The organism is Kutzneria buriramensis (genome assembly GCF_003387475.1).
GTDB classification, from domain to species: Bacteria; Actinomycetota; Actinomycetes; order Mycobacteriales; family Pseudonocardiaceae; genus Kutzneria; species Kutzneria buriramensis.
Window position 1 is genome coordinate 18,647 of the sequence record NZ_QUNO01000032.1, and the last position, 23,895, is coordinate 42,541.

Below are 23,895 nucleotides of genomic sequence, written 5' to 3' on the forward strand. Positions count from 1 at the left end.
GGATCACGCCACCGGTTCGGCCCAGTCGATATGGTGCCCGTACAGCCACGCCCGCGACTGCTGCCGGTCGTTGAGCTGCTCCGACAGCACCTCGCTCTGCTGCGTGGCCCCGTCGTTGGCGCTGGTCGCCACCAGCCGCTCCACCCGCTCCCGCCGGATCCGCACGTACGCCTCGAAGGCCTCGTCCCGCGGCAGGTCGCGCAGGCACTGGGCCAGCACCACCGCGTCCTCCAACGCCATCGACGCGCCCTGGCCGGCGGCCGGGGACGCGGCGTGCGCGGCGTCGCCGACCAGCACCATCGGCCCGCGGTGCCAGGACGGAGTGGACGGCACGTCGTAGGCGTTGCCGCCGATGATCTCTTCCCAGGTGGCCTCGATGATCCGCTTCGACGGCGTGTTGTCGGCGGTGAAGAACTCGGCGGCTCGCCGCCGCCAGCCGTCCACGGTGGTGCCGTTGATCTGGTCTCGGGTCAGCTCCGGGCCCGGCAGCCGGGCGAACCAGAACGTCTCGCCGCGCGGGGAAGTCGTGTAGCCGAAGAAGGCCCGCTTGCCCTGGATCATCCGGTACGAGTCGGTGGACACCGGCAGCGCCGGGTCGTCGGTGTAGCCGTACAGGACGTTCAGTCCGGTGTAGCGGGGCGTGGGCGCGGCCGGGTCGATCAGCGACCGCACCCGGGATCCGATGCCGTCCGCGCCGATCAGCACGTCGCCGACCGCCTCCGAGCCGTCCTCGAACACGGCCACCACCCGGTCGCCGTCCACGACCGCGTCGACGAGCCGTTTCCCGTGGCTGACCGGAATGCCGCGGCGCTCTGCCTCTTCGGTCAGCGCCCGGTAGAGCGCCGACCGGCGCAGGGTGCGGGGGTCGTGGCTGGTGGAGATCTGGCCGGCGATGTGCTGTTTGGCCAGCAGCCGGCCGGCGCCGTCGAGGAACTCCACCGTGGTCGCCGGGAAGGAGACGGCCTCGACCGCCTCGGCGGCGTCGATCGCGGCCAGCGCGTCCATGCCGTTGTTCATGATCGTGAGGAACGCGCCGACGTCCTCGCCGCCGACCGGATAGGCCTCGTAGACCGCCGGTTCCAGGCCGGCCTTGCGCAGCGCCAGCGCCGCCGCCGGCCCGGCGACGCCGCCCCCGATGATCAGTACCCGCCCCATGGCACCTCCCGGGCGTGAGCGTACCGGCACCGTTCGTGCTGGTCCGATCGCCAAATCTATGATTGTGTGAACAAACTCGCCGCCGCTGCGTGATCGAAAGGGGGCTCCGAGTGACCATCGGTCGCCGCCGCCTGCTGGGACTCGGACTCGGCGCGCTGGGCGCCGCGGCACTCGCCGGTTGCGCGCCGCCGGGCGCGAACCAGGTCAACACGGCGCCGGTGATCCCGGCCGCCGCGCCCGGCGAGAAGATCACCCTCACCTACTGGGCGTGGCTCAAGGACCTCCAGAAGGTCTGCGACATCTGGAACGCCAGGAACCCGAACGTGCAGGTCGAGGCGGTGTTCAGCCTCGGCGGCGCGAACGGCGGCTACCAGAAGATGTACTCCGCGCTGGCCGCCGGCGGCGGGCCCGACCTGGCCCAGGTGGAGCTGCGGACAGTGCCGGAGTTCATGCTCGTCGACGGCCTGGTCGACCTGAGTCGCTACGGCGCCAAGCAGTACGCCTCGCGCTACGACGAAGCCGCGTGGGGGCAGGTGAGCTTCAACGGCGGTGTGTTCGCGATCCCCCAGGACACCGGGCCGATGGGCTGGTACTACCAGCCGGCCGTGCTGGAGAAGGTCGGCGGCAAGCCGCCGACCACCTGGGACGAATGGGCGCAGCTGGCCCAGGAGCTGCACGCCAAGGATCCCGACGTGTACCTGGAATCCTTCTCCGTGGCCGATTCCTCGCCGTTCATCTCGTACGCGGCCCAGGCCGGCGCGAAGTGGTTCACCCCCACCGACAACGGCTGGCTGGTCAACCTCACCGACGACGCTTCCCTGATGGTGGCGCGGTTCTTCGACAAGGCCGTGGACAACAAGTGGGTGCAGACGGCATACGACGCCTACAGTCCTGGTTGGACGGCCGCGGCCGGCAACGGCCAGATCGCCGCGCTGACCGGCGCCTCCTGGGGCGACGCGCTGGTGGAGACGATCGGCACCGGCAGCGGCAAGTGGAAGGTCGCGCCGATGCCCAAGTGGTCCAGCGGTTTCGGGTCGACGGCGCTGGGCGGGTCGAGCGCGGCGGTGCTGGCCAACAGCAAGCACCCCAAGGAGGCCATGGACTTCGCGGTGTGGATGACCACCAGCCGGGAGGGCGTCGACGCGATGATCAAGTACTGCGGCATCGGCTGGTCCCCGGCCCGCGACTACATCGGCGCGCAGCGCCAGCAGCCCAGCGACTTCTTCAGCGGCCAGAACTACAACACCGAGGTGTTCGTGCCGGCCGCGAAGCAGCAGCCCACCGACTGGAAGTGGTGGCCGATCACCCAGCGCACGATCAACGCGCTGTCCGACCAGTTCCGCCGCAAGCTGACCGCCGGCCAGTCCTTCGTGGACAGTCTGCACATCACCCAGAAGACCACCGTGGACACGCTCCGCCAGATCGGCCTGACCGTGCAGGAGGCGAAGTGACCGCCACCGAGACCGTTGCCGCGGAACGGGCTTCCGCCCCCGCGCCGGTGCGGCCGCGCCGTCGCCGCAAGTTCCTCGGCGCGCCGTGGATCCTGCTGGCGCCGTTCCTGGCACTGTTCGTGCTCACCGTGCTGGCGCCGGTGATCCTGGCCGTGGCGCAGAGCTTCACCCGGATCAACCGGGCCGGCATGTTCGGCGAGAAGGGCGTCACCAGCAGCTTCGCCGGCTTCGACAACTTCACGCAGGCGCTGACCAACAGCAACTTCATCCAGGCCATCGGACGAGTGCTCCTGTTCGGCGTCGTGCAGGTGCCGGTGATGACGGTGTTCGCCACCGTGCTCGCGTTGCTGCTAGAGTCGGCGTCCGCGCGCTGGCCGGCGTTCTTCCGCGCGGCCTACTTCCTGCCGTACGGCATTCCCGGCGTGATCGCGACCATCCTCTGGTCCTTCCTCTACGTGCCGGGGCTGAGCCCGCTCGTCGACGCCGGCAAGCTGGTCGGGCTGGACATCGACTTCCTCGGCCCGAACACCGTGCTGTGGTCCATCGCCAACATCGTCACCTGGACCTACACCGGCTACAACATGCTGATCGTGATCGCCCAGCTGAAGTCGATCCCGTCCGACATCTACGAGGCAGCGCGGATGGACGGCGCGTCGCCGCTGCGCATCGCGACCTCCATCCAGCTGCCGCTGATCCGGCCGGCGCTGGTCCTGAGCCTGGTGTTCAGCATCATCGGCACGCTGCAACTGTTCGTGGAACCGCAGGTGCTGCACACGGTGTCGCCGGCGATCGTCAGCGAGTACACGCCGAACCTCAGCGCGTACACCAATGCCTTCGCCTACAACGACTACGGCATCGCGTCGGCCGAGGCCGTGATCATCGCGGTGGCCGCGTTCGTGCTGTCGTTCGGCTTTCTGGCCTGGACCAACCGGAAGGGACGGTCATGACCACCAGGAGCACCGGCTGGACCGTCGCGGTCACCGGCCTGCTGACCGTCGTCGCCCTGTACTTCCTGGTGCCGGTGTACTGGGTGGTGATCGCCGCGACCAAGTCGTCCGGCGACCTGTTCACCACGCCCGGCTTCTGGTTCGGGCGCACCATGGAGCTGTGGAACAACGTGGTGCAGGTGTTCACCGCGTCCGACCACATCTACCTGCGGTGGCTGCTGAACAGCGTGATCTACGCCGGTGGCGGCGCGCTGGTCGCCACCTACCTGGCGGCGGCCGGCGGCTACGCGCTGGCCAAGTACGACTTCCGCGGCCGCAACCTGGTGTTCGGCATCGTGCTCGGCGGCGTGCTGGTGCCCAGCACCGCGACCGCGCTGCCGCTGTTCCTGCTGTTCAGCAAGCTGGGGCTGACCAACACGTACTGGGGCGTGCTGCTGCCGGCGATGGTGTCGCCGTTCGGCCTGTACCTGTGCCGGATCTACGCCGCGGCCACCGTCGAGGACTCGCTGCTGGAGTCGGGCCGGCTGGACGGCGCGGGCGAGCTGCGCATCTTCCACTCGCTGGTGCTGCGCGGCATGGCGCCCGCGCTGGTCACCGTGTTCCTGTTCCAGCTGGTGGGCATCTGGAACAACTTCCTGCTGCCGCTGATCATGCTCGCCGACGACAAGCTGTACCCGATCACGCTGGGGCTCAACGCGTGGCGCAGCGAAGTCGACCGGTCACCGGAGTTCTACCCGCTGACCGTCGGCGGGCTGCTGGTGTCGGTCGTCCCACTGGCGATCGCCATGATTTTCCTCCAGAGGTACTGGCGCGGCGGCCTGACGGATGGTGCGGTGAAGGGGTGAGCTACTACGAGGACTTCTCCCCCGGTTCGCCGCACCGGCTGCCGCCACGCTCGTGGGTGCGGTCCGGCGCGCCGACGCTGTCCCTGAACGGGGACTGGAAGTTCAAGCTGTGGCGGTACGCCGACGCGCCGCTGGAGGACCCGGCCGACTGGGACACGCTGCCGGTGCCGTCGCACTGGGTGCTGCACGGTGACGGCAAGTACGGGCGGCCGATCTACACCAACGTCAAGTACCCGTTCCCGGTGGATCCGCCGCACGTGCCGGACGAGAACCCGACCGGCGACCACTTCCGCACGTTCACGCTGCCGGACTGGGATGTCGACCGGTTCGTGCTGCGGTTCGACGGCGTCGAGTCCACGTACAAGGTGTGGCTCAACGGGACCGAGGTCGGCGTCGGCAAGGGCAGCCGGCTGGCGACCGAGTTCGACGTGACGGATCTCCTGGTGCCGGGCCAGAATTCGGTGCTGGTCCGGGTGCACCAGTGGTCGTCGGCGACGTACCTGGAGGACCAGGACCAGTGGTGGCTGCCCGGCATCTTCCGGGACGTCACCCTGCTGGGCCGCCCGGCGGCGCGGGTCGACGACGTGTGGATGCAGGCGGAATTCCTCGACGGGAACGGGGTTGTCACGGCCGAGGTCGCCGGCACGTTCCCGATCACGTTGTCCGTGCCCGAACTCGGCGTCTCGACGACGTGGCAGTCGGCCTCCGACGTCGCCCCGCTCGAGGTCGGCACGGTGGAGCCGTGGAGCGCGGAGTCGCCGCGGCTCTACGACTGCACGGTGGCCTCGGCCGGCGAGACCGTCCACTTGCGACTCGGCTTCCGGACCGTGCGCATCGAGGGCGACCAGTTCCTGGTCAACGGCCGCAAGGTGATGTTCTACGGCGTGAACCGGCACGAGACGCATCCCGTGTTGGGCCGGGTGTTCAACGAGGAGCACGCCCGGCGGGACCTGCTGCTGATGAAGCAGCACAACATCAACGCCATCCGCACCAGCCACTACCCGCCGGACCCGCGCGTGCTGGAGCTGTGCGACGAGCTCGGGCTCTGGGTGATGCTGGAGTGCGACCTGGAGACGCACGGCTTCGAGTTCGACCCGTCCATCGCGGACAACCCGAGCGACGATCCGCGCTGGCGGGACCAGTTCCTGGACCGCATGCGGCGCACGGTCGAGCGGGACAAGAACCACCCGTCGATCGTGATCTGGTCGCTGGGCAACGAATGCGCCACCGGCCCGAACATGGCGGCGATGGCGCAGTGGACGCACGAGCGCGATCCCGGCCGGCCGGTGCACTTCGAGCGCGACCACGCCAGCGCCTACACCGACATGCACTCCCGGATGTACGCGACGCTGTCCGAGCTGGCCGAGATCGGCACCACCGGCTGCGCGTTCGGCGGCATCCGGCCGGAAGAGGCCGTGCGGCAACAGAATCGGCCGTTCGTGCACTGCGAGTTCGGGCACGCCATGGGCAACGGCCCCGGCAGCCTGGCCGACTACCAGGCCGTGTACGAGCGGTATCCCCGCCTGCACGGCGGCTTCATCTGGGAGTGGCGTGACCACGGCATGCTGACCAAGACCGCCGACGGCACGCCGTTCTACGCCTACGGCGGCGACTTCGGCGAGGTCGTGCACGACGGCAACTTCGTCATGGACGGCCTGGTGCTGTCCGACGGCACACCGTCGCCGGGGCTGGCCGAGTACGCCGCCGTGATCGCGCCGATCGTCTTCGGCGACGAGCCGGGCACCCTGCGCAGCCGCTACCACTCCATCGACACCTCGGACGTGCGCTTCACGTGGACCCGCGAGGTCGACGGCGTGCTGGTCGGCACCGGCGAGCTCGAGATCCTCCCGGTGCCGCCGGGCGAGTCGGGGCTGTTCGAGCTGCCGGAGGAGGCCCTGGACCTGGCCGTCGACGGCGAGACCTGGCTGACCCTGGAGGCGCGGTCGGGCCACGTCGTCGGCTCCCGGCAGTACCAGCTGTCTCGACGGCCTTCGGTTTCCGTCGTGCCGGCGAAGGGTCTGGGCGGTGCGGAGTTCGACCTCCGCACCGGGTCCTTGCTGCGCATCGGTTCCGTCGAGATCGGCGGTCCACGCCTGGAGTTGTGGCGTGCGCCCACCGACAACGACCGGCGGGCCGGCGAGTGGCTGTGGCGCGAGCGTGGGCTGGACCGGCTCGAACACCGGATCCGGGACGTGCAGATCGGCGACGACGCCGTGACGGCGCGCGTCCGGGTCGCCGCCGCGACCGCCGGCCGGTGTGTCGAGGTCACGTACCACTGGTTCGGCGTTGCCGACGGCGTGGCGCTGCGCGTCGACGCCGTGCCCAGCGCCGGCTGGGACTGCACGTGGCCGCGCCTCGGCGTGCGGTTCACGCTGCCCTCGGTGGATGCCGTGTCGTGGTTCGGAACCGGGCCACTGGAGTCCTATTCGGACAGTGACTCGGCAGCACGGGTCGGCCGGTTCGCCAGCACGCTGGACGACCTGAACGTGGCCTACTCGCGGCCACAGGAGACCGGCCACCGGCCGCAGCTGCGGTCGCTGGACCTCGACGGCCGGTTGCGGGTGAGCACCGTGCCCGACCGCACCGGTCACCGCCCAGGATTCAGCCTGTCCCGGCACACCCCGCAGCAGATCGCGGCCGCCGGGCACCCGCACGAGCTGCCGCCGAGCGACCAGGTGTACCTGTTCGTGGACAACGGCCAGCACGGTCTCGGCTCCGCCGCCTGCGGCCCGGACGTACTCCCCGAGCACGCCCTCTACCCCGCCGCCCACTCCTTCACCCTGCTGTTCACGCCGCTCGGCTAGCGTGGTGACGGGGCTTTCCTCCCGAGGAAAGCCCCGTCATCGCCTCACGGCACCAGCAGGACCTGCGTCACGAACGGCAGCAGCCGGCGCGCGGCGGGGTCGGCGTCCAGCGGCACGGCGACCGGCGTCCGCCCGGTCGTCACCGCCAGCGACTTCGCCAAAGCGTCCACATCGGACGGTGTGGAGCCGTCGGCCCAGCGCCGGATCGGCCCCACCGGGTCCCACTGCGCCTCGCTGTGCGCCTGCAACCCGGCGGCCACCGCGTCGTGCCAGCACAATCCGGCGGCCACGCCGACCGCGGCGTGCGGGCCGTCCTGCTCCAGCCACACCCGTCGGCGCGCGCCGGTGATCAGGTCGGTGCCCCAGACCCAGCCGCGCCCGGCGGCCAGCGCCCCATAGGTCGCCATCGCGGCGAGCACGCCGCGCACCTTGGCGGTCTCGGGATCGTCGGCCCAGCCGAGCACCCGGTGCGCCGGCCAGCGCCGATGCGGATCGGCGACGGTAATCCAGCTGACGACGCCGGCCTGCTCGACGGCGGTGAACACGCCGACGTGCGGGTCCACGAAAGGCGGCAGCCGGTCGAGCAGCTCGTCCGGGGCCACCGGATCGGCCGGCGGAGCCTCGGCGATCGGCCCGCCCCACTGGTAGCGGTGCTCGGTGATCGCCAGGGTGTCGCCGTCCAACCGCAGCAGCACCGGGTCGGCGGCGACGGAAGCGCCGGTCAGGTAACCGAAGCAGGTCAACGCGACCTGGGCGCCGATCAGCGCGACGGCGGCGAGCCCGATCTCGCCGCCGCCCGCCGACGGCGCGAGGCGACGCCAGGCGGCCTCGACCGGCAGTCCGCCGGCCGGATGCACCGGCGTCAGCCACGCGTCCGGGCCGCGCAGGTAAACCTGCGCCAAGGACACATTCGCGGCGCGACAGCGCCGGCACATCTCTATCAGCTCGCCGAAATCGGCGGTCACGTGCACGACCAGATCGGTGTCGTGCAGATGCACGTTCATCCGCTCCGGCGAATCGGACAACACGTGCTGGAATTCGTCACGCAATGCGTATTCGGGCACGTCGTCGGCGAGCACGGTGATGCGCCGCCACCCGGCACCGATGCCGGCGCGCAGCACCGCGCCGAGCGCCGGACCGTCGCCGACGACCAGCACGTGAGCCTGGCGCAGTCGGTAAAACCCCTGCTCAGCGGGGGCGTTCTCGATCTCGGAGCGATATTCGACGGCCTCCGCGGCGCTGAGACCGGTGGTTGTTCCGGAACACTGGCTCATGACGGCTCACCGAGCCGCGCCCGGGGCAGCGCACTGCACCGTAGGTGAACAACGAATGAACAATGTGCCATGAGCACTTATTTCCGGGTGGCCGCGGAATTGGCCGGCCGCCATCGCTGCACGCGACATGAATGCCTCGTTTCGGTGTGGTCCTACGTTAACACCGACTGTAGACATTCTGTTCCGACAATGATCGCGCCGCCGACCGGTCGGCCATCGAAGGCGACCCGAACTCACCGCCTCATGGTCTGGATCACAGGGTCTGAACCAGTACGCGCACCTCAGGGTCGCGCAGTTCGAACACCTCCAGCACGCCGATGCGCTCCAGCGCCGGCTTCAGCTCCCGCAGCTGCGCCACGATCGCCTCCCACTGAGGGGTGCTCGGCTCCGTCGCGGCGAGCGCGCGCACATTGCCGACGAACGCGGCAACCGAGCCCTTGCGCACGTATTCGCCGTACATCTCGGTGCCGTCCTGGCCGTCGGGCAGCACATCCTCCGGCTTCACGGGCTTGACGTCCACGGTTTCCTCCTTCAGCTTTGCGTGTCAACTGCACGCAACGCTAGCCCGACTTGCGTGCCGGTTGCACGCATACGAGGGGTGATGCGCGTCACACATCTCGACCGTCCGGAATGGACGGGCAACGCGACCTGCCCGCAGAACCGGGCGTCCTTGACTTTCCGGACACGTCTGTCCACGATGCACACCGTCTTTCCCCTGTCTCCCTTGCCTTTTCCGGCCTCGGCCGAAGCACTGGAGCGCGTCCGTGGCACGAAAGGTGGACATGAGCGAGGAATCAACGGCCGGCCCGCGGCGGCGGCGCTGGCTGTGGGTGGCGGTGCCGGCGGTGCTGGCCCTGGGCATCACGGCGGCGAGCCTGAGCGTGTACTTCGCCGAACGCGCGCAGAGCCAGTCCCAGCAGGTGCTCGGCGACGCCGGCTCCGCCGACCGGGTCGATGTCCTGTTCTACGTGCAGAAGCTGGATCCGGTGAGCCAGACGCTGTCCGCACAGGTGTCCATCGATCCCAAGGGCCGCCTCGCCGACAGCGACGGCAATCCCGCCAAGGACATCACCGTGCACCTGGCCGCGTTCAAGGGCGACACGCTCACCTTCAAGGCCGCCAAGTTCCCGACCGTCAACGACGTGCAGGTGCCGCTGTCCGACGGCGTGATCACCGACTACCCGTTCGACAGCTACAAGGTCGACTTCGCCTTCTACGCCGAGAGCGCCGGCGACACCGCGCCGGTCGCCGTGACCTTCGCCAGCGGCGACACGTTCTTCGCCCTGAACCCGCGCGATTCCAAGACCACCGACGGCGTGTTCACGTTCTCCGCCGACGCCGGCCGCACCGCCGGCATGTTCGCGTTCGCGGTGTTCATCATGCTGTTCATGTGGTGCCTCAGCGTCGCCGCGGTGATCGCCGCGACCTTCGCCATCGCCGGCCGACACGGCCTGCTGTGGCCGTCCATGAGCTTCATGGGCGCGCTGCTGTTCGCCCTGGTCCCGCTGCGCAACGCCGTCCCCGGCGGCCCGCCGATCGGCTCCGTGATCGACTTCGCCGCGTTCTTCATCGCCGAGGCCCTGATCTCGCTGTCGCTGATCTGCACGGTGGTCATCGGCTACCGCGTCGAGCTGCGCAAACGGGCCGAGGCCGCCGCCTAGACGCGGACGCGGCCGGCGGCGACCTCCCCGGCGTACTCGTCGTACCGCGGCACGTAGCCGTTCTCGGTGAGCACGTAGACCGGGCCGTCGCCGGCGTAGCCCTGCTCGCGCAGCGCGACCTTGCGGCTCTTGAACGTGGACGTCTGCTCGACCTCGTCGATCACCCGGAGGAACAGGGGAATCGCGTAGCCGGGCAGGCGATCCGCGAGATGCCTGGCCAGCGCCGGCCCGTCGAGCTCGGCCCGTAGCTTGATCGCGGCCATGCCGGCCTTGCCGTCGGCTCCGGGCACCTCCACGCCGTAGACGACGGCCTGCTCGATCGCGGGCCACTCGTCCAGCGCCCCCTCGACCTCGGTGGTGGCGACGTTCTCGCCCTTCCACCGGAAGGTGTCGCCCAGCCGGTCGACGAACGCCACGTGCGACCAGCCCTGGTCGCGCACCAGGTCGCCGGTGTTGAACCAGCAGTCGCCGCGGCGGAAACCGTTGCGCACCAGCTTGCGCTCGGACGCGTCCTGGTCGGTGTAGCCGTCGAACGGGGCGCGGTCGGTGACCTTGGTGATCAGCAGCCCGATCTGCCCGGCGCCGACCCGGCGCAGGTGCCCGCCGGCGTCCCGGCTCGGCTGCCCGGTGTCGGCGTCGAAGGCGACAACCGCGTACGGCAGCGGGCACAGCCCGGCGGTGCGCTCGATGTTCAGGGCGTTGATGAAGGCCAGGTTGCACTCGCTGGCGCCGTAGAACTCCGCGACCCGCCCGATGCCGAAGCGCTGCGTGAACTCGTCCCAGATCTCCGGCCGCAGCCCGTTTCCGACGACCACGCGCACCCGGTGCGTGCGCTCGTTGGGCCGTACGGGCTGGTTGAGCAGGTATCGGCACAGCTCGCCGATGTAGCAGAACGCGGTGGCACGAGTGCGTTCGATGTCGTCCCAGAACCGCGACGCCGAGAAGTTCCGTCCCAGAGCCAGAGTCGCGCCCGCGCCGAGCACCGACGACAGCGACACCGTCAAGGCGTTGTTGTGGTACAGCGGAAGGCAGCAGTACAGCGTGTCGCCGGAGGTGAGCCGCACGCCGAGGTGGCCGAGGCCGGTCATCGCCTTGAGCCACCGGAAATGGCTCATCGAGCTCGCCTTCGGCAGGCCGGTCGTGCCGGAGGTGAAGATGTAGAACGCCTTGTCCCGCGCGTGGATCAGCGGCGTCTGCACGGGATCGTGGTCGTCGGCGCTGATCGCCGCCTCGTCCATGTCGAGGTACCCCGGCAACGCGTCGTCGCCGTCGGGCAGGCAGAGCACCTTGCCGCGGATCTCCTCGGACGGCAGGGATTCCAGCGCCTCGCGGCACTCGCTGCCGACGACCAGCACGGTGCTGTCGAGCAGCTTCTGGCTGTGGTTCAACACATCGCCGCGCTGGTGGTGGTTGAGCATGCCCGCGGTGGCCCCGAGCTTGACCACCGCCAGCACGGCCAGCAGCGTCTCCGGGCGGTTCTCGGCCAGGATGCCGACCGTGCGGCCCGGCCGCACGCCGTGGGCGTTGAGCACGGCGGCGTACCGGTTGACCCAGAGATTGGCCTGGCCGTAGGACAACTCGGTGTCCTCGAAGCGCAGGAACGGCCGCTCCGGGTGGCGGTGCGCGACCCGCTGGAACACGTGACCGACCGAGTCGCGGCTGGTCGGACCGATGGTGACCAGGCCGATCGCGCCGTGCAGCAGGCTCGGCGCGTCCAGCGCCAGGCCGGGCAGCGCCCTGACGACTTCGGCCAGGCCGATCCGGTGTGCCGCTGACTGCTCCGTCACGTTCACCCAGGCCATGCTACCGACCGGTAGGTATCCGGACAACGGTCCGTTACCTCGTCCGCAGGTCCGTGATCACCCAGTGGTCGCCCTGACGCTGCGCCGTCACGGTGAGTTCGGCGGCGGCGAGGGTGCTCTGGTTGTTGTCGCCGCGGGTGGCCGACTGGTCGAGGAACACCAGCAACTGGGCGTGCTCCCCCTGCAGCATCGTGACGCCGCTGTCGACGACCTTGGTGGTGAGCAACAGCTTCTGGGACGGGGCCTGCTGTTTCACCTGCGCGAAAAGGTCGTTGTACTGGCCGAGCGCGTTGCCGGCGAGGGTCTGCTTGGCGGCCTGCTCGGTCACCGCCGTGTTGTCGTACCGATAGGAGAACACCCTGCCCAGCGCGGCATCCACGTCCTCGACGACCTTGCTCGTGGCGGCCGGGTCGACCAGCGCCTGATTGTTCGTCGCGGGGTCGTCGTACAGGCCCACGGCTTCCAGCCGGAACCAGATTCCCAGTGCGGTCAGGATGATCGCGGCGGCGACGAGGTACCTCACGACTGCACCTGGACGGGTGCGAGGGCGCTGACCTGCCAGTCGTTGCCGGTGCGGGTCAGGTCGGCCTGGAACCGCGTGCGCTTGGACGTCGCCTGACCTTGGGACGGCGTGACGTTGAGCTGCACCGCGGCGATCAGCTTGGCGGTGCCGGCCCGCTGGTCCAGCGCCGTCACGGCGGTGTCCATGACCTGCGCGGTGGTGACGGTTTTGGCCTGTTCCAACTGTTTCCGGCTGTCCGTGCCGGTCTGCGCAAGCTGGTCGTGCAGCGTGCCGGTGGACACCTTGAGCCACGCCTGGAGACCGTCGTCGACCTTGCGGTAGTCGAGGGTGTTCAGCGTGGCGATGTCGTGCTGCGCGGCCTGCGTGACGGCCTGCCGGTCCAGCGCGAACTGCCGCGCGTCGTCGTGGGCGGCGCTCCACCAGGACCACCCGCCCCACGCGGCGAACACCGCCGCCAGGATCACCACGATCTTCATGTCGGCTCCTATCCGTTCGGGGCGTTCTGGGCGCCGCGGACGCCGGTGCCCGAGGCGGCCGGCAGGGCACAGCGGGCCTGCGTGTTCAGCGGCGCGCCGGCCCCGGTGTCGAGCCCGCTGCGCCGGTTCGTGCCGTCGTAGCCGGCGGTGCAGCCCAGCGGGTCGAAAAACGTCAGCGACAGGCCGAAGTTGGCGATGCCGTTGCCCACCGTGTTCGAGCCGGCGGCGATCGCCGGCGGGGCGGAGACCAGCAGCTCCTGGATGGCGTCGGTGCGGCCCAGCGCCAGCGTCGAGGTCGTCAGCAGGTTGGCGATGAGCACGCCGAGGCTGGGGTCGGTGTCCCTGATCAGGGCGCTGACCTGTGAGGACAGCTGCGGCACGGTGCCGATCAGGCGCCGCAGGTCGCCGTCGGACCGGTCCAGCTGCTCGGCGATGAGCCTGGCGTTGGCGCCGAACTGGGTTAGCGCGGCCGACTCGTCGTTCTGGGTCTTCAGCACGGTCGCCGAGTCGGTGACGAGCTGGGTCAGCTGCGGCAGGTGCTGGGTCGTGGCATCGACGAAGGAATGCGTGCTGTCCAACAGGGTTTGCAGATCCGGCGTGGCGCCGCGGGTGGCCGTGTCGAGCTCGTCGACGAGCGTGTGCAGGGAATCCGCCGGCACGCTGGCGACCAGGCTGTCGATGTTGGTCAGCAGGGTCTGCACCGGCAGCGGCGTCTTGGTGGCGCTCTGTGGGATGACCGATCCCTGGTGCAGGGTGGGGCCGTCGGGCTTGCGGGGCTTGAGATCGACGTACTGCTCGCCCACCGCGGAGCGGTCCGCCACCACCGCGTCGACGTCGGCCGGGATGCCGTACTGGATCAGGTCCAGCTCGACGTCGACGCCGTCGTCGGTGAGGTCGAGGGGCCCGACGCGGCCTACGGGTACGCCGCGGTAGGTCACCTCGGCGTTGGTGAAGATGCCGCCGGCGTCGACGAGCCTCATGGTGACGGTGTATCCGCCGGTGCCGAACAGCCCGACGTAGCGGCCGGCGACGTAGGCGACCGCGGTGAGGCCGACCAGCAGGAACGCGGCGACCTTGATCCGTATCCGGGACGTCAGCATCAGTGGTCCTGGAGGTAGACGTTGAGGTAGTCGCCCTTGATGTCGTCGAGGACGGCGTCGGTGAAGGGGAAGGTCACCAGCACCTGCAACGCCTTCGGCAGGCTCTGACCGGCGGCGGCGAGCTGTTGCAGCGTCGGTTGCAGGGCCTTGAGGTCGGCGACGAGGTCGTCGCGGCTCTGGTTGACGGTGGTGACGGCGACCTTGGCCAGCTGGTCGAGGGCGTCGACCATCCGGGTCAGTTTGCCCCGCTGCTCGGCCAGGACCGCGATGCCGGGGGTGAGGCCGTCGATGGCGCCGGTGATCTGGGTCTTGCGGTCGTCGAGCGTCTTGGCCAGCTTCGCCATGCCGTCCAACGCCTTGGTGATGTCGTCGCGGTGCGCGTCCAGGTGGTTGACAAGCGCGTCCACTTTGGACAGCAGGTCGCGGACGTTGCCCTCGTTGCCGTTCAGGGCGAGGTTCACCTGCTGGGTGATCGTCTGGAGCTGGGCGACGCCGCCGCCGTTGAGCACCATCGACAGGGCGCCCAGCACCTCCTCCACCTGAGGGTTCCGGTTGGTGCGGCTGAGCGGGATGGTGGCGCCGTTCCGGAGCGGCGGCTTGGTGGTGTCGTTCGCCGTGAGTTCGACGAACTTCTCGCCGAGCAGGCTGGATTGGCGCAGGTAGGCGTGGGCGTCGGCGGGCAGGCGGACGTCGCCGTTGACGGTCATCGTGACCAGCGCGCTCCAGCCGTCGGGGGCGAGCCGGACGGTGTCGACCCGGCCCACCGGCACGTCGTCGACCTTCACGGCGGCTTGCGGCACCAGATCGAGCACGTCCCCGAACTGGGCGGTGACCTGGTAGGACCGGTTGCCGACGTCCGCGCCGCCGGGCAGGGCGCAGGCGGTGGCGAGCAGAATCGTCGCCAGCACGAGGTAGTTGCGCATCAGCCCACCGCCGGTAGGGGGAGGGCGGGTTGCGTGCCGGGCGAGAACTCGCGGATGTCGGCCCGGCCGGCGAGGGTCTTCGTCGCCGGGTCGTAGGCGTTGAGCACGTTGCGAAGCGCGAGTGGGGCTACCTTCAACGCTTCGTCCAGTGAAGCCCTTTCCTTGACCAGCACCTGACTCACCGCGGCTAGCTTGTCCACATTGGACTTCAGGCGGCCGCGGTTGTCCTGGATGAACTGCTTCACCGCCGCCAAGGCGGTGGCGAGCTGGTTCAACGCGGCGCCCAGGTCGTCCCGGTTCGCGGCGAGGAAGGAGGACACCTGCGAGAGCCGGTCGGTGACGTCCCGGACCTGGTCGTCGCTGGCCGCCAGGGTCGCGGTGAACTTCTGGAGGCCGTCCACCGTGCCGGTGAAGTCGTCCCTCGACCCGGACAGCGTGCCGGCCGCCGCGCCGAGCTGCTTGATCGTGTCGTTGAGCTTGGCCCCGTTGCCGTTCAGGACATCGGCACCGGTTCTGACCAGGTCGGACAGCGCCCCGTCGGCGTTCGCGCCGCTCGGTCCGAGCGCGGTGGCCAGCTGGTTCAGGCTCCCGTACAGCTGGTCCAACTCGACCGGCGTGGCTGTGCTGTCCTCGTGGATCATCGCGTCCGGCGGCAGTTGCGGGCCTGTCGTGTAGGCCGGCGCGAGCTGCACGAACCGGTCCGAGACCAGGCTCGGCGCCATGATGACCGCCTTGACGTCGCTGGGGATCCTGACGCCCGGGTCGACCGTGAGCTGGACGCGGACCTGCGTGCCGGCCGGCCGGACCTCGTCGACCGTGCCGACCTTGACGCCGAGGACCCGCACGTCGGAGCCCGCGTACACGCCGACCGTCTCGGCGAAGTAGGCCGTCAGGTGCAGCGGTGGAGTGTCGTCGAGGGGCCAGAACACCGTGCTGGCCACCACGAGGATCACGCTCACCAGTCGGTTCATCAGTTGCCCTTCGACCCGGGCGGTGTGCAGTCCCGGCCCGGCGTCGCCGGCACCAGGCCACACAGATAGGTGTCGATCCAGCGGCCGTTGCCCAGCGCGTTGTCCAGCAGGCGGTAGTACGGCCCGATCAGGGCCAGCCCCTTGTCCAGATTCACCTGGTTGCGTTGCAGCACGGCCGTCATCTGATCCAGCTGGGTCAGCGTCGGTCCGAGCTGGGCGTTGTTGTCCTGCACCAGCCCCGCGAGCTGGGTCGCCAGCGCCTTGCTGCCCGTCAGCAGCGCCTCGACCGCCTGCCTGCGCTGCTGGACCTCCCGCAACAGCAGCGCGCCGTCGCCGATCAGCCTCTGGAACTGGTCGTCGCGGTCCGCCAGCGTCTGGCTGATCTTCTTGGTGCCGGCCAGCAGCTGCCGCAGCTGCTCGTCCCGTGCGGAGATCGACTTCGACAGGCTGGACAGTCCATCCACCGTAGACCGGATCTCCTGCGGCGCGTTGCGGAAGGTGTCGGACAGCACCTGGAAGCTCTGCGCCAGCTGGGTCGAGTCGATCTGGCTCACCGTGCCGGCGAGGTCGTCGAACGCCGCCACCACGTCGTACGGCGATGCCGTGCGCTGCTTGGGGATCGGCTGCGCCGGGTCCTGCGGGCCGCTGCCCTGCGGGTTCAGCTCCAGGTACTTCTGCCCCAGCAGCGTCTTGATCTCGATCGACGCCGTCGTCCGGTCGCCGATCCAGGCGTCCCTGGCGCGGAAGGCCACCCGCACCTGGTCGCCGGCCAGCGTCACCGCCGTCACCTCGCCGACCTTCACCCCCGCCACCGCCACCTCGTCCGACGGCTTCAGGCCCGCCGCCTCCGTGAAGTAGGCGGAGTAGCCGATGGTCCCGAACGGCAGGTCGTCGGCGAAGAAGACGCCCGCCGTGACCAGCGCCGTCACCGTCACACCGACCGCAGCGACGGCAACAGGACTGCGTTCCAGGAAGCTCCGTTTCACTTGCACCTCCCCGCCGTCACCGGGATTCCCGGGGTCGCCCCGCCCGGTGGCGCCGGCGCGTCCGTGGTCGCGCCGCACAGGTAGAAGTTGAGCCACGAGCCGTAGGACGCGGTCCGGCCGATGGCGTCCAGCTTCGCCGGCAGGTTCGTCAGGAACTGGTCGACGAGCCCCTCGTTCGCGGCGAGGTTGGCCGCCACCCCGCCGAGCTGCGCGATGTCGTCCTTCAGCGGCTGGCGGCCCTGCTGGAGCAGGTTCGTGGTGGCATCGGCCAGGCCGGCGAGGCCGCTGACGGCGTCGCCGATCGCGCCGCGGTCGGCCGACAGACCGCTGACCAGCTGCTGGGTCGTCGTCACAAGCGTGGACAGCTGGTCGTCGTGCGTGTTGACCTGCGCCAGCACCGAATTCAGGTGGTCGATCACCTCGCCGATCACCTGATCCCGTTGCGCCAGTGTGGAGGTCAGGGAGGCCGTGTGCGCGAGCAGGTCGTCGACGGTGCCGCCCTCGCCCTGGAGGACCTGCACGATCTCGCCGGCCATCTGGTTGACGTCCCCCGGCGACAAGGCGCGCAGCACCGGCTTGAACCCGTTGAGCAGCGCGGTCAGGTCCAGCGCCGGCGACGTCCGGGCCAGCGGGATCCGGCCGCCCGGCGGCAACATCTGGTTCGGGTCGCCGGCCCCCTCGCCGAGGGCGATGTACCGCTGCCCCACCAGGTTCCGATACTTGATCGCCGCCGTCACGGACGCCGGCAGCGGATGGTCGCGCTCCACCGAGAACTCCACCTCCGCGACCCGCTGCTCGGCCACGGAGATCCGGTCCACCTGCCCCACCTTCACCCCGGCGATCCGCACGTCGTCCCCCACCGACAGCGCGATGGCGTTGCTGAACCGCGCCGAGTACTCCGCGGTGTCCCCGCTCCCCGGATTGGCGATCGCCACCCCCAACGCCCCCGTGGCCACCCCCGTCACCACCACGAACACCACACTCTTGACCAGCGTCGCCCTCACAGCCACCCCCGCGAGTCGCGCTCTGGGACACACCGAATGTAGGTTTCAGGCAGACCGAACCCTCGCGAGTCCCGCTTAGCGTCACGCCGAAAACCGCACTCCGGCACACTCATCCGACCGTCACCTCCGCCCCTCGGTACAGCGGCCCCACCAGCACACTTCCCCAGCTGGGCATGTCCCTCCCCGTCAGCGCGCCGATGAAGGTGTTCTCCTGCGCCGAATTCGGCGCGGCCGTCACGGGATAACACGTCGGGCCGCCGTGGTCGTCGTAGACGGGAGCGTCCTGGCCGGGGAGGTACTTTCCCTTCGCCGGCTGGACATTCACCGTCACGTGCATGCCGGGCTGACCGGTCCCCCTGCCCAGCACCTTGTCCATCTCCGGCTCGAACGCGGTGAGCGCACGCAGCATGCACGGATACTCGGGCGAGTACCGCGCCAGCAGGTTGAGCGTGGGCACGCTGGCCTGCGACAGGCGAATGATGTTGGCCCCGTTGCGTTCGAGGAAGGTCGCCAGGTCCTGCGAACCGGTGGTGAGGTTCTGGAACAGGCCGGCGAGGTTGGCCCGCTGGTCGGCGATGGTGCGGCTGGTGGTCGTCAGATCCGACAGCGCCTGCACGACGTCCGGCGCGATCTTGCTGTAGTTGTCGGTGACCTGGGCGAGCTCCCGCAGACCGGCGGTGAACTCGTCCAGGTGCGGGGTGAACCGGTCCACGTCGCTGCCGAGCCAGGTCAGGGTCTGACCTAGCGCCGCGCCGCGGCCGGCCAGGCCACCGGCCAGGGTGCTGAGGATGGACGACAGCTTCTGCGGCTGCACCGCCTGCAAGGTGGGCATGAGATCGCCGACGACCTGCTCGACCTCGACGGCTGACGCCGAACGGTCCTGCTGGATCACGTCGCCGGCGGCCAAGCGGCTCGAGGATTTTCCCGGTGACGCAACGAGATCCACGTAGCGTTCGCCGAACAGCGTCTTCGGCAGCAGGCGGGCGGTCACGGCGGCCGGGACCCGGGCGATCATGTCCGGGCGCATCGCCAACGAAACCTCGGCGCCGGATCCGTCCGTGCGGACGTCACGAACCGCGCCGACCACCACGCCGCGCAGTTTCACCTCGGCGTCGAGATGCAGCTGGTTGCCGACGTGATCGGTTCGCAGCGTCACCATCGCGGTCGGCGTGAAGTCCTTGCGGTACACGGCAACCGCCAGCACGACGACCAGCGCCATGATCAGCAGGTAGACCGCGCCGAGGAGCCGCTTCATCCCGCGACCTTCACGGTGGTCGTCGCGCCCCAGATGGCCAGGCTCAGGAAGAAGTCCAGCATGCTCACCGCGACGATGGTCGTCCGCACGGCCCGACCGACGGCGACGCCGACCCCCGCGGGGCCGCCGGTCGCGCGGTAGCCGAAGTAGCAGTGCACCAGCATCACGACCACGCTGAACATCAGGACCTTGCCGAACGAGAACAGCACATCGTCGGGCGGCAGGAACAGGGCGAAATAATGGTCGTAGGTGCCGGCCGACTGGCCGTAGAAGACAACCGTGATCTCCCGTGACGCCAGGTACGAACACAGCAACCCGATGGCGTACAAGGGAACCACGGCGACGAAGCCGGCGACGACCCTGGTGCTCACCAGGTACGGCAGGCTGCGCACGGCGATCACCTCCAGCGCGTCGACCTCCTCGGCGATGCGCATCGCCCCCAGCTGCGCGGTGAAACCGGAACCGACCGTCGCCGACAACGCCAGCCCGGCCACCAGCGGCGCGATCTCGCGGGTGTTGAAGTACGCCGACATGAACCCCGAGAACGCCGCCACGCCGATCTGGTTCAGCGCCGAATACCCTTGCAGGCCGACGACGACGCCGGTGAACACGGTCATGCCGACCATCACGCCGACGGTGCCGCCGATCACCGCCAGCGCCCCGGACCCGAAGCCGACCTCGGCCAGCAGCCGGACGACCTCCTTGAAGTACCGGCGCACCGCGAACGGCACCGCCGCCAGCGCGCGCAGGAAGAACAGCAGCTGATCGCCGAGCGCCTCCATCACATCCCCTTCGGCGGCACGATCCGCAGGTACACCGCGGTGATCACGGCATTCACCAGGAACAGCAACAGGAACGTGATGACCACGGACTGGTTCACCGCGTCGCCGACGCCCTTCGGACCGCCCCGGGGATGCAGCCCGCGGTAGGACGCGACGACGCCGGCGAGGAAGCCGAAGATCATCGCCTTGAGCTCGCTGACCCACAGGTCCGGCAGCTGGGCCAGCGCGGCGAAGCTCGCCACGTACGCGCCGGGCGTGCCGCCCTGCATGATCACGTTGAAGAAATAGCCGCCGGCGACGCCGACCACGCTCACCATGCCGTTGAGCAGCACCGCAACCGACGTCGCCGCCAGCACGCGCGGCACGACCAGCCGGTGCACGGGCGAGACGCCGAGCACCTCCATCGCGTCGATCTCCTCGCGGATCGTGCGCGACCCCAGGTCCGCGCAGATGGCCGAGCCGCCCGCGCCGGCGATGATCAGCGTGGTGACGATCGGGCTGGCCTGCTGGATGATCGCCAGCACGGACGCCGCGCCGTCGAAGGACTCCGCCCCGATCTGGGCCGTCAGCGAACCCAGCTCCAGCCCGATCACCGCGCCGAACGGGATCGACACCAGCATCGACGGCAGGATGGAGACGCTGGCCACGAACCAGAACTGCCCGAGCAGTTCCCGGTACTGGAAGGGGCGACGCAGGAGTTGGCGCAGAACCTCCAGGCCCAGCGCGAACATCTGGCCGACGGCGGTCACCGCGGCACGCCCCAGTTCGCCAGCACGTGCTCGCGGGCCGCCGGCGACAGCGTCGGCAGCATCACCCGTACGCGCTCCTGCCGGCGCTGGATCGCCTGTCGTGCCGGCAATCCCGGGCTGGGCGTCAGCTGCGGCACGATCTCCGGCACCGTGCTCGGCCACGTGCCCTCGGCGGCATCGGTCTCCTCGCTCATGCCGATCGGGCCGTGCCGGTGGCCGCCGAGGAACTGGGCGACGACCGGTTCCTCGCTGGTCAGCAGGATCTCGCGGGGCCCGAAGCCGACCAGCCGCCGCCGGTAGAGCATGCCCAGGTTGTCCGGCACGGTCCGGGCCACGCTGATGTTGTGCGTGACGATCAGGATCGTCACGTCGACCTGGGCATTCAGGTCCACCAGGAGCTGGCTGAGGTAGGCGGTGCGGACCGGGTCGAGCCCGGAGTCGGGTTCGTCGCACAGGATGATCTCCGGGTCCAGCACCAGCGCCCGGGCCAGGCCGGCGCGCTTGCGCATGCCGCCGGAGAGCTCGCCGGGCAGCTTGCGCTCCGCGCCGACCAGGCCCACCAGCTCCATCTTGTCGTTGACGAGCCGCCGGATCTCGGCCTCGGTCTTGCGGGTGTGCTCCCGCAGCGGGAACGCGATGTTGTCGTACACGGTCATCGAGCCGAACAGCGCGCCGTCCTGGAACAGCACCCCGAACAGCTTGCGCAGCTCGTAGCGCTCGGACTCGGTGCAGCGGCACAGGTCCACGCCGTTGACCATGATCCGGCCGCGCTCCGGCCGCAGCAGGCCGACGAGGCACTTGAGGAACACGGACTTCCCGGTGCCGGATGGTCCCAGTAGGACACTGAGCTCGCCGGCCGGAACCGTCAGCGACACGTCCTGCCAGATGTTCTGACGGCCGAAGGACTTCGCCAGACCGTGCACCTCGATCTGCACGCCCATCAATGCTCCTCGCAGGTGGTGGCGCCGCCGCAGAGGAACGTCAGCACGGTGCGCAACGTGTTGCCGGGCCCGGAGACCAGGCCGGTCATGAGCGGGTCGAGGTTCTCGGTGGCGCCGGAGTGGTGGAACGGCGGGATGGTGAACGTGCCGGAGATCGTGCCGGTGGACAGCGGGCTCGCGAACGGCCCGGTCTGCACGATCGCCGTCTCGTCGCTGCGGCAGTTCGCCCCGAGGTTCAGCGGCACGCCGTGCACCCTCGCGTTGGTCAGGGCGAAGACCAGGCGCGTGGTGGCGGTGAGAGTTCCGTTCTGCAGCACCGAATCCACCTGCGCGGTGGACGTGACGGTGACGGTCGTGGTGGCCGGCATGAAGCCGAAGGTGACGAAGTAGCTGTCGGCCGGCGGCAACGCGAGCGTACCGGTGATGTCGACCCGGAGGGTGCCGGGCGTGATCACGAACTGGCCGTCGAGGCGACCCGGACCGATGATGAGGTCCGAGCCGAGCTTGGCCACATGGGTCGTGGTGTCCACGCGATAGTGCACCGGCGTCGGCGGATTGTCGTCCGCCGGCCGAGTTGTAGTCGTCGGGGCGGCGCTCGCCGACGTGCCGAGGCCGATCGCGCAGCCGACCAGGACGGCGACCGCCAACCACCGCTGTGCCATGCCGGCGGACGCTACTCACGAGTATCCTTGCCCACAAGGAAATCCCCCGCCGACCACGGAAATTGTCAAGGCCGCGCAATTTCCGCGCCACGGACCTTGCGCAGGGTCGACAAACGCCGTCAGCAGTCCACGGCCTTGGCGAACGCCCGGTCCAGGTCCTTGTTCTGACGGAGCGTGGCCTTCGGGTCGCCGGCGTCGTCCAGCCCGGCCATGCCGGTGTTGACGTCGGCGACGGCCTGCTGGAGCCCGCCGTCGTCGCCGGGCTTGACCGCCGCGAGCCTGGACCTGGCCTGCTGCAACGACTTCTGTGCGGCGTCGATGGTGCCCAGGGCCTTGTCGACGACCGCCTGACCGCCCGGCACCGGCGGCGGCCCGGCCGCGCGTATGCCGGCCGCCTCCTTGCCCAGGGCGGTCGACACCGTGTCGAGGAACGCGACCAGGTCCGCCGACGTCTGCTGCGGCGCGGCGGCGATCCTCGGCGTGGCGTCGCAAACCCTGGCTGCCCAGGCGATCGCCGGGGCGTCCGGGTCGGGTGCCGGTGGCGGCGCGGCGCAGGCAGCGATCAACATCAGGCTCAACAGCGGCGCGAGGCGAATCATGCCGGCAGCGTCGACCACCCGCCGGCACGCGACAAGGCGGCCGACGGAATTTGTCACGCGCGCACAGCGCGCCCCGCGAGAACCGTTACGAGAAGTGCGTTTTCGGCCGTTCCACCTCGACGCCGTCCAGGAAGATGTCCACCTTCTCGTTGTAGAACGCGATCAGCCCGGCGATGGGCAGCAGCTGCCGGGTCGGGAAGTCGTAGCACCAGGCCAGGTCGGCGTGCACGGTGTCGCCGGTGCTCACCGACCAGTAGCCGGTGGTCCTTCCCTTGTACGGGCAGGCGGTCTCCGTGTCGGACGGCACCAGGTGCTCGAAGTTCACCTCGGTGCGGTTGAGGTAGTAGCGGGTCGGCAGGCCCGTCTCGAACACCAGCACCGGCGACGAGGATTCGGCCAGCACCACACCGTCCAGTTCCACCCGAACGGTGCGGGTCGAGCGCAGCGCGTCCACCCGCGCGTACGGATTGCGCGGATGGACGAAGATCTCCTCGTCCTCCTCGAACCAGGAATCCAAGGCGTCCCAGTCGAATTTGACGAGTCCGTCCTCGAACACCCTTACCGTGCCGGGCTTGCTCACCTCGCCCACCCGCAGGCCGTGCCGGCGGGCCTTGCCGTGGCGCAGGTTCTGCACGTGCTCCTCGTCGACCAGGACCTCGGGATCGACGTCGGCCAGCGGGATGTAGTACTGCGGATAGAACGGCCATTCCCAGACGTAGCGGGCGTTCGTGGTGTCGAAGACGGTCCGGCCGCCCAGCACCGCCCGCACCCGGCGCGGCGCCGGCTCGCTGTGGCCGGCCTGCACCGGCGCCTCGGGGTAGTCGCGCGTCACACCGTCGACCCTAGGTTCTTGTCACGGCATGAGCAATTCCCATGGGGGTGAATCTGTCAGCTGCCCGCAACTTTCCCACCCGTTCTTGCCGGCGGTAAGCGCCCTCATTAGCTTCGGGTCACGCTCCGGTAAACGCGGTTCTCCTTGCTGTTG

Annotated in this window: 23 protein-coding genes; 5 read left to right on the top strand and 18 right to left on the bottom strand. The window is 69.7% G+C overall.

The genetic code is table 11. The features are described 5' to 3' along the window. Positions 1-3: 3 nt before the first annotated feature. On the bottom strand, positions 4-1,155 hold the full coding sequence (locus BCF44_RS51210) for an FAD-dependent monooxygenase (RefSeq protein WP_116181876.1): 1,152 nt from the start codon (positions 1,153-1,155) through the stop codon (positions 4-6). A 110-nt stretch (positions 1,156-1,265) separates the two neighbouring features. Between BCF44_RS51210 and BCF44_RS51215 the strand changes: the two genes are divergently transcribed. From BCF44_RS51215 to BCF44_RS51230, 4 genes are read left to right on the top strand one after another with little or no spacing between them, the layout of a single operon-like run. Beyond that, on the top strand, positions 1,266-2,606 hold the full coding sequence (locus BCF44_RS51215) for an extracellular solute-binding protein (RefSeq protein ID WP_211353638.1): 1,341 nt from the start codon (positions 1,266-1,268) through the stop codon (positions 2,604-2,606). Further along, positions 2,603-3,553: a carbohydrate ABC transporter permease gene (locus BCF44_RS51220; RefSeq protein WP_116181877.1), complete on the top strand. Its 951-nt coding sequence runs from the start codon at positions 2,603-2,605 to the stop codon at positions 3,551-3,553. The genes BCF44_RS51215 and BCF44_RS51220 overlap by 4 nt, the downstream gene beginning before the upstream one ends. Then, positions 3,550-4,398 carry a carbohydrate ABC transporter permease gene (locus BCF44_RS51225; protein WP_116181878.1) on the top strand — a complete coding sequence of 283 codons (849 nt, stop codon included), beginning with the start codon at positions 3,550-3,552 and terminating at the stop codon, positions 4,396-4,398. Before BCF44_RS51220 ends, BCF44_RS51225 begins: the two co-directional genes overlap by 4 nt. After that, a complete protein-coding gene (locus BCF44_RS51230) occupies positions 4,395-7,202 on the top strand; it encodes a glycoside hydrolase family 2 TIM barrel-domain containing protein (RefSeq protein WP_116181879.1) in 2,808 nt (935 codons plus the stop codon). The genes BCF44_RS51225 and BCF44_RS51230 overlap by 4 nt, the downstream gene beginning before the upstream one ends. 44 nt (positions 7,203-7,246) lie before the next feature. Here the strand turns inward: BCF44_RS51230 and BCF44_RS51235 are convergent, their stop codons facing one another. Together BCF44_RS51235 and BCF44_RS51240 are read right to left on the bottom strand one after the other, a co-directional pair. Continuing rightward, complete coding sequence (locus BCF44_RS51235; RefSeq protein ID WP_116181880.1) at positions 7,247-8,476, bottom strand: hypothetical protein; 1,230 nt, start codon at positions 8,474-8,476, stop codon at positions 7,247-7,249. Between the two features lie 253 nt (positions 8,477-8,729). After that, a complete protein-coding gene (locus BCF44_RS51240) occupies positions 8,730-8,996 on the bottom strand; it encodes a hypothetical protein (RefSeq protein WP_116181881.1) in 267 nt (88 codons plus the stop codon). Positions 8,997-9,258: 262 nt separating this feature from the next. On the opposite strand from BCF44_RS51240, the gene BCF44_RS51245 reads away from it, so the two are divergent. Further along, on the top strand, positions 9,259-10,137 hold the full coding sequence (locus tag BCF44_RS51245; protein ID WP_116181882.1) for a DUF4436 family protein: 879 nt from the start codon (positions 9,259-9,261) through the stop codon (positions 10,135-10,137). Here the strand turns inward: BCF44_RS51245 and BCF44_RS51250 are convergent. The 15 genes from BCF44_RS51250 to BCF44_RS51320 form a co-directional block, all read right to left on the bottom strand. After that, positions 10,134-11,930, bottom strand: a complete 1,797-nt coding sequence (locus BCF44_RS51250; RefSeq protein ID WP_246016292.1) for a long-chain-acyl-CoA synthetase — start codon at positions 11,928-11,930, stop codon at positions 10,134-10,136. The two genes, BCF44_RS51245 and BCF44_RS51250, sit on opposite strands and share 4 nt — an antisense overlap. A 43-nt stretch (positions 11,931-11,973) precedes the next feature. Continuing rightward, positions 11,974-12,462 (bottom strand): hypothetical protein, encoded by a 489-nt coding sequence (locus BCF44_RS51255; protein ID WP_116181884.1) that lies wholly within the window; start codon positions 12,460-12,462, stop codon positions 11,974-11,976. Next, on the bottom strand, positions 12,459-12,938 hold the full coding sequence (locus BCF44_RS51260) for a hypothetical protein (protein ID WP_116181885.1): 480 nt from the start codon (positions 12,936-12,938) through the stop codon (positions 12,459-12,461). Before BCF44_RS51260 ends, BCF44_RS51255 begins: the two co-directional genes overlap by 4 nt. 8 nt (positions 12,939-12,946) lie before the next feature. After that, complete coding sequence (locus BCF44_RS51265; protein ID WP_116181886.1) at positions 12,947-14,038, bottom strand: MCE family protein; 1,092 nt, start codon at positions 14,036-14,038, stop codon at positions 12,947-12,949. Continuing rightward, positions 14,038-14,961 carry an MCE family protein gene (locus BCF44_RS51270; RefSeq protein WP_116181887.1) on the bottom strand — a complete coding sequence of 308 codons (924 nt, stop codon included), beginning with the start codon at positions 14,959-14,961 and terminating at the stop codon, positions 14,038-14,040. Before BCF44_RS51270 ends, BCF44_RS51265 begins: the two co-directional genes overlap by 1 nt. Beyond that, on the bottom strand, positions 14,961-15,932 hold the full coding sequence (locus BCF44_RS51275) for an MCE family protein (RefSeq protein WP_147329004.1): 972 nt from the start codon (positions 15,930-15,932) through the stop codon (positions 14,961-14,963). Before BCF44_RS51275 ends, BCF44_RS51270 begins: the two co-directional genes overlap by 1 nt. After that, complete coding sequence (locus BCF44_RS51280; protein WP_211353639.1) at positions 15,932-16,918, bottom strand: MCE family protein; 987 nt, start codon at positions 16,916-16,918, stop codon at positions 15,932-15,934. Before BCF44_RS51280 ends, BCF44_RS51275 begins: the two co-directional genes overlap by 1 nt. After that, on the bottom strand, positions 16,915-17,922 hold the full coding sequence (locus tag BCF44_RS51285) for an MCE family protein (protein ID WP_116181890.1): 1,008 nt from the start codon (positions 17,920-17,922) through the stop codon (positions 16,915-16,917). Before BCF44_RS51285 ends, BCF44_RS51280 begins: the two co-directional genes overlap by 4 nt. A gap of 109 nt (positions 17,923-18,031) precedes the next feature. Next, complete coding sequence (locus BCF44_RS51290) at positions 18,032-19,177, bottom strand: MCE family protein (RefSeq protein WP_116181891.1); 1,146 nt, start codon at positions 19,175-19,177, stop codon at positions 18,032-18,034. Continuing rightward, complete coding sequence (locus BCF44_RS51295; RefSeq protein WP_116181892.1) at positions 19,174-19,959, bottom strand: MlaE family ABC transporter permease; 786 nt, start codon at positions 19,957-19,959, stop codon at positions 19,174-19,176. Before BCF44_RS51295 ends, BCF44_RS51290 begins: the two co-directional genes overlap by 4 nt. Beyond that, complete coding sequence (locus BCF44_RS51300) at positions 19,959-20,690, bottom strand: MlaE family ABC transporter permease (RefSeq protein ID WP_116181932.1); 732 nt, start codon at positions 20,688-20,690, stop codon at positions 19,959-19,961. Before BCF44_RS51300 ends, BCF44_RS51295 begins: the two co-directional genes overlap by 1 nt. A 14-nt stretch (positions 20,691-20,704) precedes the next feature. Continuing rightward, positions 20,705-21,649: an ABC transporter ATP-binding protein gene (locus BCF44_RS51305; protein ID WP_116181893.1), complete on the bottom strand. Its 945-nt coding sequence runs from the start codon at positions 21,647-21,649 to the stop codon at positions 20,705-20,707. After that, entirely contained in the window at positions 21,649-22,311 is a 663-nt protein-coding gene (locus tag BCF44_RS51310; protein ID WP_116181894.1) for a hypothetical protein, read from the bottom strand. Before BCF44_RS51310 ends, BCF44_RS51305 begins: the two co-directional genes overlap by 1 nt. 119 nt (positions 22,312-22,430) lie before the next feature. After that, positions 22,431-22,910, bottom strand: a complete 480-nt coding sequence (locus BCF44_RS51315) for a hypothetical protein (protein WP_147329005.1) — start codon at positions 22,908-22,910, stop codon at positions 22,431-22,433. Positions 22,911-22,995: 85 nt separating this feature from the next. Then, a complete protein-coding gene (locus BCF44_RS51320; protein ID WP_116181896.1) occupies positions 22,996-23,742 on the bottom strand; it encodes a DUF427 domain-containing protein in 747 nt (248 codons plus the stop codon). Positions 23,743-23,895: the final 153 nt, after the last annotated feature.